We start from the raw sequence: 15,344 nt of genomic DNA on the forward strand, positions 1-15,344 counted from the left end.
ATTCTGAATTCAAAAGCCAAAACACTTGTCTTATTGGAAGCAAAACTTGGTCAAAACGGATAAAGTTTGAAAAACTAAAATTTAACCTTCTGATGATGAGGTAAAACCGGTTTCATTTCGCTTTATTTCATATGGAGAAAAACCAAATCGTTTTTTAAAGGATTTTGAAAAATTGGGATAATCGTTAAAGCCATTCATCACTGATATATTTTTCAAGGGTATCGTAGTGTGTTCAATCATAAAATAAGCTCTTTTCAAACGCTCATCATTATAAAACTGGTAAATACTGGTCTTAAAAAAATGACGAAAACCATCTTTTAATTTATGTTCATTGGTTCCAAATTCACAAGAAAGCACTTTTAATGATGGAAGCGGTTCTTCAAGATGTGCTAATATATAGTCATAAAGTTTTTGAATCAAGAGAGCATCTTCCTTTCGAGTTTTATTATGCTTCTCGTTTTCATTTCTATACATTAAAGGATAATAGGAATCTTGACGGGGAGGAGTAACAAGATTTAATATAATTTCAGAACTATTAACTAACCTTCCAATAGTACAGGAAACAGAAACAGGTAAATGTTCTTTAGGTGTGAAATCTAATGCAATGGTTGCAGGCAAAGAAACATTTGTATCAAGTACGTCTTGCAGTTGTTCAGAAGAAGCTGTAGTAATAATGCCAGGCAAAGGCAGGTCAATCAGCTCAGATTCCGAATAACCTAAAAAATAAGCAATTTCAGGGGTAAAACTTTTGATATAAAAAGAGGCATCCAAAATAAATGTACTTTGAGCTATAAATTGAAGTGTCCTATGGTTATTAACGTAGCCGACTTGAAAAATGGATTCTTTCATTTCTTCGGCAACCATATTGATTAAAACAACAAGTGTTTCCAATTTGTCATCATAGGAGCTTAAAGGAATGCTGCTGTTAAAATTGCCACGTGCCATTTCAAATAACATTTGATGAATCGTAACAATACGGTCTTCATTGTAGGCTTTCATAAAATTCAATTCTTAATTTTTCTTTCTAAAAACTAAATAAATCTTTTCAGATAAACTAAAGCATCTTCTTCTTTAGTGAAAATTTGAGTAGGTACACTGGGCTTACTAATCTCTACATAAAAAGTACTAATTGTTAATAATACTTTCTCGTGTACCAGCAGACCAACTGCATGTGTCAATATAGAGCCAGATTGTGCCAAGTGATCTCTTCCTGCTTTCTCAGTAGCAATAACACCTCGGATATCACATAGAACAGGATAAGATCTTTCGTTTTGAAAATGAATTCTATCGGCTACAACACACTGGGCTACCTTCAGATCAATAATTGTATTGGGTTTGTATTCAAAAAAAAGAATACCGTCGGTTAACCAAAACCGGGCAAAATCATTTTCATAAAGATCATGGGCTGCAATCATGTTCTATGAATTAAAGTCTTACAATTAGACAAAAATATGAACATTTATTAACAAGCGCTTGTTAATTTGGGAATATTTGTTGCTTTTTGTAGTATTTGTTGTTGATTCGGGAATTTGACTTGTCAATTTGGGAGTATTGAGGAAGTACATGAAATAACTTTCATTTTTTATAATGACTTTTATAGAACTTTTATTTAATAACCTCCTAAAGAAAACTAACCAATGGTAAAAATCAAACACAATAACTTCATAGATACAGTGGATGAAGTTTTATCAGGAGCAAAAAAAGAAGGTGTATTGCATTTATATGCTGAAGACAAAGTTTTAACAGGCAGGACAATCCAGATTAAGGGAAAGGAAATGTTTCATTTCGGAACAACTGGATATTTGGGACTTGAACAAGATGGCAGACTTAAAGATGCCGCTATTCAAGCCATACGTAATTATGGTACACAATTCCCACTTTCAAAATCATATATTTCACATCCATTATACAGCGAACTGGAAAGCAAAATTGAACAGATGTACGCTATCCCGCCTATTATAACCAAGAACAGCACATTGGGTCATTTAGCAGTTATTCCAACACTTATTAGAGACGAAGATGCTGTAATAATGGATCATCAGGTGCATTGGAGTGTTCAAAATGCCTGCCAGCTTTTAAAACTGCGGGGAATTCCTGTCGAAATGATCAGGCATAGCAATTTGGAAATGTTAGAAGATAAAATCAGACAACTAACCTCAAAATGCAATAAAATCTGGTACATGGCAGATGGCGTATATTCCATGTTTGGTGACTATGCACCAATTCCAGAATTATTGACTTTAACTCAAAAATATTCTCAGTTTAATCTCTATTTTGATGATGTTCACGGTATGAGTTGGAAAGGTAAAAACGGAACTGGTTTTGTTTTTGATGCGATTAAAGAATTACCCGAAAATTGCATTGTGGTAAGCACACTAAGCAAAACCTTTGGAGCCAGTGGAGCAACATTATTTTGCAAGAATCAAAAACTGCGGGAAAAAATCAAAAATTTTGGTGGACCGTTAACTTTTTCCGCTCAGTTAGAACCTGCTTCAGTGGCCGCTGCAATTGCATCTGCAGACATTCATTTGTCTCCAGAAATAGAATGGAGACAAAAAGATTTAGCTGATAAAATTGGCTATTTTAATCAATTGTTGTCTTTAGGAAACCTTCCAATAATTTCAAAAAACGATTCACCAGTTTTCTTTCTGGGAATGGGTACACCCGCAACGGCATATAATTTTGTTCAACGATTATTCAATGAAGGGTTTTTCTTGAATTTGGGAATTTATCCCGCTGTCCCAATTAAGAATACGGGAATAAGAATAACGTTATCCAGTCACAATCAGCAACAGGACATTACTGCCTTAGCCGAAGCGATGGAATTTCATTTTTCTAAAGCTTTGGAAGAAACTGATAACAGCGAAAACAAAATCAGACGTGCTTTTGGAATAGACAGTAGAAAAGCAGAAAAGATTTCAGAATCAAAAAGAGAAGACCTTTATAGCGAAGAAAAAAGCACTATTCAGGAAATCGAAAAATCAGAATGGAATCAATACATGGGTAAGCAAAATATTTTTGATTGGGAGGGACTGGTTTATTTAGAGAACACATTCAGCCAGCACCCTGACCCAACAAATCAATGGGATTTTTACTATTACACTATAAAGGACAATGAAGGTAATATAATACTAATGACCTTTTTTACCTACGGTCTTTGGAAAGACGATATGCTGGCAACCGAGTCTGTCTCCATCCATTTGGAAGAAATAAGAAAAACCAATCCTTTATACCTCACCTCAAAAGTATTGAGTATGGGGTCCCTATTTACAGAAGGACGGCACTGTTTCATTAATCATGAACATCCTTTAGCCGAAAAAGCATTAAAAATATTATTAGATAAAGTAGAAGAAAAATATAATGAACTAGATGCTGATATGTTGGTGTTAAGGGATTTTGAAGAAGATAATAAATACAATAAAGCGATACTGGATCAAGGGTATTTCAAAATAGACATGCCGGAATCTTGTGTAATTGAAAATCAAAGTTGGCGAACATATGAAGAATTTACAAAAACATTGTCTTCTCGTTCCCGTAAACATTTCAATAAAGAGATAGAGCCTTATGAAAAGTGTTATGATGTTGTCATAAAAGACAAATTGAACAAATCAGAAATAGTACGAGCATACCAACTCTACAACAATGTAAAAGATAATAATTACGCTATTAATACATTTAGATACACCCAAGAGATTTTTGAAAATATGAATGAATGCCCCAACTGGGAATTTATCGTTTTAACACTGAAAACAGAAACAGAAAATCCATTTGTAGGAGTTATGTTTTGCTACAAAAATAACAATCACACTTATGTCCCGGAATTAATAGGCATGGATTATAAATGGGCGAAAGAGTACCAACTCTATAGGCAATTGTTATTTCAAACTATAAAAAGAGCAAATTCACTTCAGTTTCAAAAAATAGACTTTGGAGTGTCAGCCTCTTTTGAAAAAAGAAAATTAGGAGCCCAAATAATTTCAAAGGTTGCCTATGTTCAGGCAAGAGACAATTACGCAATGGAACTAATGAATACTTTGCAAAACGATTACAAATCAATTGCAAAAGAATGAAAGTATATTGATAACTAAATATATAAAAAAATGTTTAAAAAATCGATTGAATCATTTAATGCTGTCTGCAATGAAATTTTAGAAGCAAATGAAACTATGCAAAATAAGGCTTGCAATGGAATTGTATTGTGTAATAAAACATTAACGAACTTAAAAGAGATAGTGGATAAAAATGATTTAAACACTGTTCCGGAGGAGATTGATTTTTTCAAAAATATCAAACCCGTTCCAATGAGTTTATTGATTTATTTTACCGAAGTACGTTCCTGCGAACTAAGAATGCCAAAGGCGGGTAACTCCTATAAAGTCGAATTCTTCCAAAAAGAATTGCGAAAAATCAATAAGTTTTTTTATAGAAATGCCGATTTTGTACATTATATGGAACAAGGATACTGTTACTTAGACCATCAATTCTTTACAAGAAATCATCGGGATAATTTTCCTTTCACACCTATGACTGATTATTATCAATTTCCGGAATTTTCAACATCGCAAGACATGCTTTGGGCAAAAGTAAAAGCGATGTACCGATTCATTCATTACATTCGACAAGCTCTAAAAAGGCTTAAAGTGGATGACTCCGAAATTTTTGAAGAAAAAAAGCACAAAGTAATAGTATGGACAGGACCAAAAACAGCTTTAACAGAATTGATTTATGCTTTGTTTTCTAATGGAGCAATCAATCATGGTGCTGCAGATATTAATACGATAACAGCATCCTTTGAAGATTTTTTCAATATCAAACTAGATAACATTTATAAAACCTATACCGAAATCAAAGCCCGCAAAAGCAGTAAGACAAAATTTCTGGAAGAATTAACCTTAAACCTACAGCAAAAAATGTCCAGAGAAGACCAGGAGTAAAATCGTAACTACGAAGACCTACAAGCAGTAGATCCACATTTAAGAGGATTTACTGCTTTTTTTTATACTAGAATCAATCAAATAATAATTCTTAGAAAAAATTAAGGTTTTGCGAATTTTAAATGTTAATTTTTTTCGTACTACGAAGGCTGTTGGGATAAACCCCATAATTACCGCTAAATAGACCAACTAATATCAATCTAAAACAGAAAGCATAAGCGCATTCATTTTTTAGAGAATTATTTTCCAGTAAAACCAAGGCTTCAAGAATTTTAAATGTTAAATTTTTTCGGTACTACGAATGCCATTGGGATAAAATCCAACAAAAGCAACTGAATTTTGTAAAAGCATATTAAACAGTATCTCTATCTGGAAGAATTGCTACATACTGCGTATTGAACCTAAAATATTGATTATGAATGTTGACAGAATAGAATTTATGGCTTGGATGGAGCGAATAATGGAGCGGTTCGATATCCTTATGGAAATAGTAAACAGAGATAAAAATCAACTTGCTGTTATTGATGGAGAAGAGTTGTTAGATAATCAAGATATTTTGCAGATGCTGAAGATAAGCGCGAGATCCTTACAGCGTTACCGTTCTTCTGGCAAATTGCCCTATTACACAATTAGTGGAAAAATTTATTATAAGCTCTCAGATGTTCATCAGTTCGTCAGAGAAAGCTTTACTGTTTCCATGCCCAAAATCAAAAGCCAACGGGTGACTAATAGCGCCAACTGATGCTAGTTAGCACAAAAAAGTGAAAGCCTCTTCTAATTTCGATGTCAAACTTAAAAATTTCAAATTATGAGCGAACAAACTTTAGATAAACCGCAATCTCCCGAACAATTATCCGAGATATTACTGGTGCTGGATAAAGAGAAAAAGAAAATTCAGGCTGTAAAGGGAATCGATGAAAATGGCAAGATGGAAACCGTTGACCCTACAAAGAAGAACCAAAACCAGTTTATGCGGGTTGATAAGCAGGGTGATTTCTTTTCCAACTTCTTCTCTAATTTCTTCAGCCAGTTGAAGAACCCTACCAATTTTTCGTTCTTCAAAGTCCCTGTACCATTGGCTATTAATATGGCAAAAGAAATGCAAAAACAGGTAGATCATCCAACATTTGAAGGAGAACAACTAATGAAGCAACACGAAGTGAAAACGGAACTAGTTCAAAATAATAAACAAGAAAATAAAAATAGTATGAAAACAACACAGACAACATCAGAGACAGGTGAATACCGCTACAAACCAGAACAGATTGACTGGGAAACAATGAACAATTTCGGACTGAATAAAGAAAAACTCGAAAAGATGAACCTCCTTGATCCTTTATTGAGAGGTTTTAAAACTAATGAGCTTGTACCAGTAAGCCTTAATCTCGGCACTGCCGTTACCCGTATGGATGCACGGCTGTCTCTGCAACAAAATGATGAAGGGGCGGTTGTGGTTGCAATTCATGGTATCCGCAAAGAACCTAATCTGAATTTTGCTTTTTTTGGTCATGAGTTCAGTAAGGAAGATAAAGAGAATCTGCTCCAGACAGGCAATATGGGCCGTGTGGTCAATCTAACCAATCCAAAAACGAATGAGACCATTCCGTCTATTGTCAGTGTGGATAGGCTCACCAATGAGCTTGTTGCACTGCGAACAGACAAAATCAAAATCCCTGATGAGATTAAAGGCGTGAAACTAGATGATGTACAAAAGCAAATTCTAATAGAGGGTAAGCCACTTTATATTGAAGGAATGACTTCCAAAAAAGGAACTGCGTTTGATGCAACTGTACAATTCAATGCTGATAAACGTTTTGTAGAGTTTCTGTTTGACAGGGGTAACTCCAATAAGCAGACGCAAGGTAATCAGCAAGCCCAATCGCAGGAAGCTCCGAAAACCTTTAGGGACAAAGAGCTGGATAAGGAGCAATATCAGAAATTCAAAGACGGACAAACTGTTTATGTCAGTGGATTGGTAGATAAGAAAGGTAAGGAATATAATGGTTACATCACCTTTAACAAGGAAACCAATAAAACAGATTTCTCTTTTCAAAATCCGAATAAGGTTAAAGAACAGGCGAAGCCTACTGAAGCTCATAAAACACAAACAGAAGTTAATTCAGAAGGTAAAACCAATGAAGCAACAAAGAATATCAAAGAGCCTTTAAAATCAGGCCAAAAAAATCCCGACAGCAAGGAACAGCAGGAACAACAGGAAGCTGCTCAAGAACCTGCCAAATCCAAAGGACGTAAAATGTAATGTGTGATGAAAGTAGTTATTGCAGAAAAACCAAGTGTAGCAAGAGAAATAGCCGTCTTGTTAGGAGCCACCGAAAAGAATGATGGTTACCTGAAAGGCAATGGCTACTTTGTTACTTGGGCTTTTGGACATTTAGTAGGATTGGGTATGCCGGAAGATTATGGCATTTCTGGATTTCAGAAATTATTTCTGCCAATACTGCCCAATCCCTTTTTATTAACCGTTCGCAAGACAAAAAAAGACAAGGGCTATACGGCAGATACAGGAGCATTAAAGCAACTGAAAATAATTGAACAGCTCATTGGCCGTAGTGAAAAGATTATTGTAGCAACTGATTCTGGACGTGAGGGTGAACTGATATTTCGTTACATCTATGAATATCTGAAATGCAACAAACCGTTTGAACGCCTTTGGATTAGTTCGCTAACCGAAAAGGCAATCAAGCAGGGTTTTGACAACCTGAAATCTGGCAGCGATTTTGACGGATTATATGAGGCAGCGCAGGGTAGGAGCAGAGCTGACTGGCTAGTGGGTATCAATGCTTCGCAGGCATTGAGTATTGCCGCAGGAAACGGCAACTATTCGCTCGGAAGAGTGCAGACACCTACACTGGTTTTGATATGTAAGCGTTATCAGGAAAACAGAAATTTTTCGGTGCAGCAATACTGGCAGATACAGTTGTCCCATACAAAAGAGTTCACAGACTTTAAAAGCCTTTCCAAAAACAAATGGGAAGATAAAAAGCAGGCGGAAGATATATTAAAGTCAATCGAAAGAAATGGCAATACAGTTACGGTTACGGTTGTAGAAACCAAAAACGTGACGGAACAGCCGCCTTTGCTGTTTGACCTGACGGGTTTGCAAAAGGAAGCTAATAAAAAATTGAACCTGACAGCTGAAGAAACCCTGAACATTGCCAAAAGCTTGTATGAAAAGAAATTTATTACTTACCCGCGTACCGGAAGTAAATACATTCCAGAAGATATGTGGGGAGAGATTCCTAACCTTATCAGAGCTTTGCAGAATATGGGAGCTTTCAAGCAAGCGGTAACCAAACTGAAATGGGGACATTTCAATAAACGTATTGTAAATGATCTTCGTGTTACCGATCATCATGGTCTGCTGATTACGGACAAAATCCCTTCGGCTTTATCGGCAAGGGAAAATGCAGTTTACAATATGATTGCCTTTCGATTGCTGGAAGCTACCTCCCAAGCCTGTACTAAAGAAATAACCGATATTACTTTACAGGCTCTACATTATGATTTTGTATTGAAAGGCTGTAAGATATTGGAATCAGGTTGGCGTTACATTAAAGGCAGTTTTTCAGATGATGATGTCGAACTTCTGCAGGAATTACCCAAACTGAAAAAAGATGATGAACTCAAAATTAAACATGCCTCGGTCCTGGAGAAGAAAACCAAACCACCCGTGCTTTATACCGAAGCAGGACTTTTATCAGCTATGGAAACTGCCGGAAAGGAAATAGAGAACGAGGAAGAGCGTAAGGCATTAAAAAGCATAGGTATCGGTACACCCGCTACTAGGGCTGCCATCATTGAAACCTTGTTTACCCGTAATTATATCCAAAGGGAATTGAAAACCCTTATACCTACCGCAAAGGGATTGCAGGTGTACGAACTGATCAAAGATAAGAAAATAGCCGATGTAGCGATGACCGCAGAGTGGGAACTAGCTTTATTAAAAATTGAAAATAACGAAAGTAATGCGGAAGCTTTCCAAAAAGAAATGGAAGCCTACGCAACATCCATTACCAATGAATTATTGGAAACGTCCATTGCTAAAGAAAATCTGCCCAAGCTTGTTTGTCCTAAATGTAAAAAACAGCATCTCATTATTAGGGACAAAATTGTCAAATGCCTTGATGAGGTCTGCAACTGGGTACAATTCAGAAATGTATGTGGTGTGCAAATCAGTATAGCCGATATAGAATGCCTTGTCAACAAAGGAAAAACTTCTCTCATTAAAGGAATGAAAAGCAAAGCCGGAAAGAAATTCGATGCTTATATCGTATTAAATGAGAAAGCCGAAAGCTCTTTTGAATTTGAAAAATCTAAATTTCTGAAGAAATAATGAGTGATTCTATCATTACCCGTCAGGAAATTGAGAATCGAATTTATACTATAAGAGGGCAACAGGTTATGCTCGACAACGATCTCGCAATGATTTATCAGGTAGAAACCAAAGTCTTCAATCAGGCGGTAAAGCGTAATATAGACCGCTTTCCTGAATCCTTTTGTTTTCAATTGACACAGGATGAATTTGACGCAATTAACTTGAGGTCACAATTTGTGACCTCAAGTTTTAATTATGAGAGATGCGCTATATTCCTTATGCTTTCAGCAATACTCGACAGCGATGTTGCCGTAAAAACAAGCATTGAGATAATGAAATGCCTTTGAGGAAATATAAACGTATAGGACAACGATTTTAGAGTTTTGCTCTTAATTTGCTTAATATTGAGTTGGTCATTCCTAAATAAGGGGCGACAGTTTTGCTTGAAATTCTATCAAGAGTTTAGATTCGTGATCCATTATCCATTTTAATCGGTCGATGGTCTTCATACCAAGAAACATATAAGTCCTCATTTGAGAATGGTATAGATGCAAATTTGATGAATTGGTAGTATTTTTAGCAAATTCTTGAAATTCAGGAACTATTTTAAAGAAGTCTGATCTTTCTATTATAAATAATTCTGATGGTTGGGCTGCCAGAAAAGAGCAGTCTGAAAGCTTCATAATAAATACTAACTATTTTCCAATACAATCAGGACACAATCCTGATAGTGTAAAATTGACTTCTTTTATTAAATAATTATCCGGAATTTTATACGACGGTTCAACCGAATCCAAGCAAGTTACCGAAAGGCATTTTTCGCAACTAAAATGTACGTGATTATGCGTATGCTGATGATTGTCGTGATTATGATGGCAACTCGCGTATTTTACCGTACCGTCTGGAGTAGCAATTTTATGAATCACATCTTCGTTGACCAATCGGTCTAAAACTCTGTAAATAGTAACTCTATCACATAAATCGCCTATTAATTTTTGAATTTCTATGTGCGATAACGCCACATCAGAATGTGTTATTAACTCTAAAATAGCTGTTTTAGAAGCCGTATTTCTAGTTGTTTTCATTTTTTAAAAAAATAATAACGCAACTTTGTTGCGTTTATTAAAATACAAGTATATTTGCAACATAATTGCATTAAACAAATATACACGAAAATGAAGAAACAATCAATAGTAGTTTTAGATATTTTAGGAATTTCGAGTGCGGGTTTATGTCTAATTCACTGCTTGGTTTTTCCAATTTTAAGCATTATTCCATTTGGATTTTCAGACACGCATTGGATAGATATTTTTTTTGCCTGCATTGGAATGTTTGTGGTTTCGAAAATAGTGATGAGCAAAACTTCTAAAAAAGTCAAACTCATTCTTGCCTCGTCCATAATCATAATAATAATTGGGGTTGTTTTAGAAATCATTTGGAAAATCAACACACAAATGATTCTAATTGGCGGTATCGGAATGATATTCGGACATCTTTTGAATTATAAATCACATTCAAAATCACGGTTTAATGGAGCAAACTAAAAAAATAAAGGTGTATATCCTAACCGGATTTTTAGGCTCGGGCAAAACAACGGTATTGAATAATTTATTATCTCAATTTGTTACCGAAAAAAACGTAGTTATAGAAAACGAATTTGGCAAAATAAACATTGATGCCACGCTTGTAAACGGAACATTCGATTCTGTTTATGAACTTACCAATGGCTGTATTTGCTGTTCCATAAACAACCAATTGCTTGAGGTTTTAACCCGCATTCACACATTAAAAAACCAACCCGACAATTTGTTTATAGAAACCACCGGTATTACCGATGCTGGAGAGATTGCAGCCAATTTTGTCTCGTTTTTTGTGGCAGAAGCTTTTGATTTGAAGAAAATTATAACCCTAGTCGATGCAGAGAACATCCTTTTTTATAAAGACAATAATCCCGAAGTGCAAAAACAAATTGTTGCTGCCGATGTTGTTGTCATCAATAAATCAGAACGGGTTGCAACCGAAGTTTTAACTCAAATAAAAGAATTTATATCCTCTATAAATCCGTATTCTAGTATTGTTTTATCTAATGATGGCTCGTTAGACCGAACGATTTTAGCAACTGAAAATAGCCAAAAAGCAGTTGCACCAAATACTCTTTACAAGTCTGAAAGTGTGCATAAAATAAAAACCATACTCTATGAAACGGATGATTTTTTTGATGTGCTGAAACTAAAATACGAGCTTTTTAAAAATATGTATCTCTATTACCATCAGATTTATAGAATAAAAGGCTATGTGCTAACGCCTGACAATGAAGTGGCCTTGGTACAAACTACAGGCAAATCGGTAGTGATTGAATTATCAAAAAACCAAACCATTTCAAAAAGTCAATTGGTTTTTATTGGAAAAGAACTGGAATTAAAAACCATCGAACGCCTACTCAAAAGTGCTATTGTTAAAAATAAAAAACTTCAATTGCTATAAAAATGGAAAAGATAAAAATTGGAATCCTTACCGTTTCTGACCGAGCCAGTCAAGGAATTTATGAGGATTTGTCTGGACAAGAAATTAGAAAAGTAATTGACCAATACACCAACAATAGGTGTGATTTTGTCTATTTGATAATTCCTGATGAAGAAGCATTAATTCTCGAAAAATTAATCAATTTATCGGATGTTGAACATTGTAGCCTGATTTTTACCACGGGTGGAACAGGCCCAGCATTTCGAGATGTAACACCCGAAGCTACCGAAAAAGCCTGCCAAAAAATGCTCCCCGGTTTTGGAGAATTAATGCGAACAGAAAGTCTAAAACAAGTTCCCACCGCCATATTATCCAGACAAACAGCTGGAATCAGGAATCAAACCTTAATCGTGAATCTTCCCGGAAAGCCCAGTGCCATTGAACCTTGCTTGAAAGCCATTTTTCCAGCCATACCCTATTGTGTCGATTTGCTCGAAGGCCCATTTATGATTTGCAACCCAGAAACTATTCAAATTTTTAGACCTAAATAGATAGGAAGGATAAAAAATTGAAATTCATTGCCTATTCTTTTAATTAAACTATCTCGGAAGGATTCACAATGGTAGTGGTGAATCAAAACAAAAATTATAGGAGTTAATACATGCAAAAATATTTGAAATCTGTGGCAAAAAAAATTAAAAAAAAACTTTGATGAGTTAAATCTATTGACAATTGAAAATTATAATCTATAAAAACCCATTCTAAATGATTTTAAGCGGAAAAGAAATAGAAAAAAAACTCGGAACAGATATTTCGATTGAACCATTCGATGCCAAACAGCTCAATCCCAATAGTTATAATTTGAGATTGCACGATGAATTATTGGTCTATGACAATACAATTTTGGATATGAAAACGGAGCATAAAACAGCGATGATTCGCATTCCAAAGTCGGGCTTGTTGCTAGAACCCAATAAACTGTATCTGGGCAGAACCGTAGAATATACCAAAACCCAAAATTATGTGCCAATGCTAGAAGGCCGAAGCAGTATTGGCCGTTTAGGAATGTTTATTCACGTTACGGCAGGCTTTGGCGATGTGGGTTTTGAGGGCTATTGGACACTGGAAATCTTTGTCATTCAACCCTTGATTATTTACCCCAATATTGATGTTTGCCAAATTTATTACCACGCTATCGAAGGCGAATTTGAAACCTACACTAGCGGAAAATATCAAAAAAACAATAGCATTCAGCCGAGTTATTTATTTAAAGATTTTGAAAAATGAAAAATGAAAAGAAAGCCGACACACTTGGTGACAATCACATTGGCACCTCGGTAGAAACACCTTTGCGTAGCGACGCTTTTGATAAAACAGACGACCAAAAAATAGAAGCCATATCCTTTCATTATCAAAAAATAATGGAAGAATTAGGCTTGGATTTAACCGATGACAGCTTGAGCGGTACGCCTTATAGAGTGGCAAAAATGTATGTTAAAGAACTTTTTTCGGGATTAGACCCCAAAAACAAACCCAAAATTTCGGTTTTTGATAACAAATATGAGTACAACAAAATGCTCATTGAGAGTGATATTACTTTCAACTCTTCGTGCGAGCATCATTTTTTGCCTATGATTGGCAAGGCTCACATTGGGTATATTTCTTCGGGCAAAGTGATTGGGTTGTCAAAAATGAATCGGATTGTGCAATATTTTGGGCGAAGACCCCAAGTGCAAGAACGATTGACGATGCAAATTTTTAACGAACTGAAAACGGCTCTCCAAACCGATGATGTGATTGTGGTGGTCGAAGCCGAGCATTTGTGTGTTTCTACTCGTGGCGTAAACGATAAATCTAGCAAAACTACAACTATTGAATACGGCGGACAATTTGCCGATACCCAAATTCGAAATGATTTTTTTAAAATGATTTAAATGACACAAGAAGCCATAGCAATTCTTAAAGAAAACGAACTTAAAATTACCCAAAACAGATTGGATGTTTTGGCTATTTTTCTTGGTTCTGAAAAGGCTTTTAGCTTATTAGATTTAGAAAAAATATTGGATGAAAAACACGATCGCTCCAGCATTTTCAGGAGTTTGCAAACTTATACTGAAAAAGGAATTTTAGAAAAATTTTGCAACGCATCCGGCACATCCATTTATGTTTTCAACCATCATAAACCCGATTGCAATGGCAAATCACATTTTAAATGCAAGGATTGTGATAACGTAGTTTCGCTGCCCAATTTGCCCATAGAATACCTTCAATTATTGGGTAAAAACAAAATGGAAACGATGAATTTATTAATTGAAGGTACTTGCGAAAATTGTCAGAATAAAAACCCAAATACATTATGAATCAATTTGTATTAACCGAATATCCCAATGCCGAAACCGGCGAAATTGTTACGAATAAATACTTGGCTTTTTTAGAAAAAGAATACCAATCCGACCTCTCAAAAATGCTCTTTGCCACTTCGCTATGTTCCGATGATGTGAATGTTTCAACCGATTTTAGAAAAGTTTTGGCACGCCCTTTCACGATGGGTGGCTTGGGCGGTTTGCCGTATTCCGGACTTACCGGAATGGTCGCCTTTGCACACCACATTCCCGATGGTGGCGATGCATTTATTTTTTATGGTCCACATATTGGCATTTCGGATACTGGAGTACTTGGAGAAATGAGACGACCAGGACAACGCAAACTAACCAATAGTTGTGGTGCATTAATGCTTGGATTAGAACGATTACAACAACAAAATGAAGTTTATTTACCCATAAATTCGGAAATAGATTACCAACAAGCATTACTGGAACGAACCGTTATGTTCTATAAACAAAGAATTCTAGAGGCACAGAATCCCAAAAAAGAAATCACAGAAGTTTTCTACGAAGAAATTCATAGAAAAATACAATTGCTAGTCAAAATATCTAAAAAAGAGTTTTCGTGTAAACGTATTTTTTTATTGGGAGGCATCATCATTAACACTTCACCAGAATTTAATGATATGGTAGATGTTCGAAATTTTCAGGTTGTAAATACGAATGAATTAGAAGATGAACCTTTTGATATTTCTATTTTGGAAACACCCGCTTTTAAAGATTTATAATAAAATAAAAAATAGTTATGCAAAAAATAGCCTATCTAAATGCCGAAGAAATTCAACTACTGAAACAGTTTAATTCTAAAAATAAAATCGTTTCGGTTTTCTATTATTATTGGATAAACACATCAAATCCTGACGAACATTATAGTTTTATAGATGTGATTGAATTTGTTTTTGATGACAATTCTTCTTTAGTTTTTAAACTTAATGAGGATGATTCTGGAATTGCAATTACCAGCAAATTTGAATTTGAGAAATATAAAACCAGTTTGCAAACCGAATTTCTACGACAAATAAGGCTTCAAAAAGTGGAAGCTAGCACATTTGAAATTTGGAAATCTATATTGACTGATACCTTTCAGGAAATAACAGCCATTAGTGAAAAAGGTCAATTATTGAGTTCGACTTTCTGGATTGCCTTCAAAAACCAAAAAATAGAACTCCATTTTCATCCCGTAGAAGGATTGGTTGTGAGCGAATACGATGAAATTTTAGAATAAAA

Annotated in this window: 17 protein-coding genes; 14 read left to right on the forward strand and 3 right to left on the reverse strand. The window is 35.2% G+C overall.

Going from position 1 to position 15,344, the window contains the following annotated elements; translation table 11 throughout:
• Nucleotides 1-81: 81 nt before the first annotated feature.
• Both OZP07_RS09020 and OZP07_RS09025 read right to left on the reverse strand, forming a co-directional pair.
• Nucleotides 82-999, reverse strand: coding sequence for a helix-turn-helix transcriptional regulator (locus OZP07_RS09020; RefSeq protein ID WP_281638069.1), 918 nt, complete (start codon nucleotides 997-999; stop codon nucleotides 82-84).
• A gap of 32 nt (nucleotides 1,000-1,031) precedes the next feature.
• On the reverse strand, nucleotides 1,032-1,415 hold the full coding sequence (locus tag OZP07_RS09025) for a DUF7793 family protein (protein WP_281638070.1): 384 nt from the start codon (nucleotides 1,413-1,415) through the stop codon (nucleotides 1,032-1,034).
• A gap of 222 nt (nucleotides 1,416-1,637) precedes the next feature.
• Here OZP07_RS09025 and OZP07_RS09030 point away from each other — a divergent pair, with 222 nt between their 5' ends.
• The 6 genes from OZP07_RS09030 to OZP07_RS09055 all read left to right on the forward strand — a co-directional run bounded on the left by OZP07_RS09030 (nucleotide 1,638) and on the right by OZP07_RS09055 (nucleotide 9,617).
• Nucleotides 1,638-4,070, forward strand: coding sequence for an aminotransferase class I/II-fold pyridoxal phosphate-dependent enzyme (locus OZP07_RS09030; RefSeq protein ID WP_281638071.1), 2,433 nt, complete (start codon nucleotides 1,638-1,640; stop codon nucleotides 4,068-4,070).
• 30 nt (nucleotides 4,071-4,100) lie between these two features.
• Nucleotides 4,101-4,934, forward strand: a complete 834-nt coding sequence (locus OZP07_RS09035; RefSeq protein WP_281638072.1) for an RteC domain-containing protein — start codon at nucleotides 4,101-4,103, stop codon at nucleotides 4,932-4,934.
• A 415-nt stretch (nucleotides 4,935-5,349) separates the two neighbouring features.
• The gene (locus OZP07_RS09040; RefSeq protein ID WP_281638073.1) at nucleotides 5,350-5,676 is read left to right on the forward strand and encodes a helix-turn-helix domain-containing protein; all 327 of its coding nucleotides are present in this window, start codon (nucleotides 5,350-5,352) and stop codon (nucleotides 5,674-5,676) included.
• A 66-nt stretch (nucleotides 5,677-5,742) separates the two neighbouring features.
• Complete coding sequence (locus tag OZP07_RS09045; RefSeq protein WP_281638074.1) at nucleotides 5,743-7,194, forward strand: DUF3945 domain-containing protein; 1,452 nt, start codon at nucleotides 5,743-5,745, stop codon at nucleotides 7,192-7,194.
• A 6-nt stretch (nucleotides 7,195-7,200) separates the two neighbouring features.
• Entirely contained in the window at nucleotides 7,201-9,288 is a 2,088-nt protein-coding gene (locus OZP07_RS09050; protein ID WP_281638075.1) for a type IA DNA topoisomerase, read from the forward strand.
• Nucleotides 9,288-9,617, forward strand: a complete 330-nt coding sequence (locus tag OZP07_RS09055) for an ORF6N domain-containing protein (RefSeq protein ID WP_281638076.1) — start codon at nucleotides 9,288-9,290, stop codon at nucleotides 9,615-9,617. Before OZP07_RS09050 ends, OZP07_RS09055 begins: the two co-directional genes overlap by 1 nt.
• 348 nt (nucleotides 9,618-9,965) lie before the next feature.
• On the opposite strand, the gene OZP07_RS09060 is transcribed toward OZP07_RS09055, so the two are convergent.
• Nucleotides 9,966-10,355 carry a Fur family transcriptional regulator gene (locus tag OZP07_RS09060; RefSeq protein ID WP_281638077.1) on the reverse strand — a complete coding sequence of 130 codons (390 nt, stop codon included), beginning with the start codon at nucleotides 10,353-10,355 and terminating at the stop codon, nucleotides 9,966-9,968.
• A 90-nt stretch (nucleotides 10,356-10,445) separates the two neighbouring features.
• Here OZP07_RS09060 and OZP07_RS09065 point away from each other — a divergent pair, with 90 nt between their 5' ends.
• The 8 genes from OZP07_RS09065 (at nucleotide 10,446) to OZP07_RS09100 (ending at nucleotide 15,342) form a co-directional block, all read left to right on the forward strand.
• Nucleotides 10,446-10,814, forward strand: coding sequence for a MerC domain-containing protein (locus OZP07_RS09065; RefSeq protein WP_281638078.1), 369 nt, complete (start codon nucleotides 10,446-10,448; stop codon nucleotides 10,812-10,814).
• Complete coding sequence (locus OZP07_RS09070; RefSeq protein ID WP_281638079.1) at nucleotides 10,801-11,754, forward strand: CobW family GTP-binding protein; 954 nt, start codon at nucleotides 10,801-10,803, stop codon at nucleotides 11,752-11,754. The genes OZP07_RS09065 and OZP07_RS09070 overlap by 14 nt, the downstream gene beginning before the upstream one ends.
• 2 nt (nucleotides 11,755-11,756) lie before the next feature.
• Complete coding sequence (gene mog / locus OZP07_RS09075) at nucleotides 11,757-12,284, forward strand: molybdopterin adenylyltransferase (protein ID WP_281638080.1); 528 nt, start codon at nucleotides 11,757-11,759, stop codon at nucleotides 12,282-12,284.
• 214 nt (nucleotides 12,285-12,498) lie between these two features.
• Nucleotides 12,499-13,020: a dCTP deaminase gene (dcd, locus tag OZP07_RS09080; RefSeq protein ID WP_281638081.1), complete on the forward strand. Its 522-nt coding sequence runs from the start codon at nucleotides 12,499-12,501 to the stop codon at nucleotides 13,018-13,020.
• Nucleotides 13,017-13,667 carry a GTP cyclohydrolase I FolE gene (folE, locus tag OZP07_RS09085; protein WP_281638082.1) on the forward strand — a complete coding sequence of 217 codons (651 nt, stop codon included), beginning with the start codon at nucleotides 13,017-13,019 and terminating at the stop codon, nucleotides 13,665-13,667. The genes dcd and folE overlap by 4 nt, the downstream gene beginning before the upstream one ends.
• Nucleotides 13,668-14,093 carry a Fur family transcriptional regulator gene (locus tag OZP07_RS09090; protein ID WP_281638083.1) on the forward strand — a complete coding sequence of 142 codons (426 nt, stop codon included), beginning with the start codon at nucleotides 13,668-13,670 and terminating at the stop codon, nucleotides 14,091-14,093.
• Nucleotides 14,090-14,845: a hypothetical protein gene (locus tag OZP07_RS09095; protein ID WP_281638084.1), complete on the forward strand. Its 756-nt coding sequence runs from the start codon at nucleotides 14,090-14,092 to the stop codon at nucleotides 14,843-14,845. The genes OZP07_RS09090 and OZP07_RS09095 overlap by 4 nt, the downstream gene beginning before the upstream one ends.
• 17 nt (nucleotides 14,846-14,862) lie before the next feature.
• Nucleotides 14,863-15,342 carry a hypothetical protein gene (locus OZP07_RS09100; protein WP_281638085.1) on the forward strand — a complete coding sequence of 160 codons (480 nt, stop codon included), beginning with the start codon at nucleotides 14,863-14,865 and terminating at the stop codon, nucleotides 15,340-15,342.
• Nucleotides 15,343-15,344 lie beyond the last annotated feature (2 nt).

The organism is Flavobacterium marginilacus, assembly GCF_026870155.1.
Taxonomy (GTDB): domain Bacteria; phylum Bacteroidota; class Bacteroidia; order Flavobacteriales; family Flavobacteriaceae; genus Flavobacterium; species Flavobacterium marginilacus.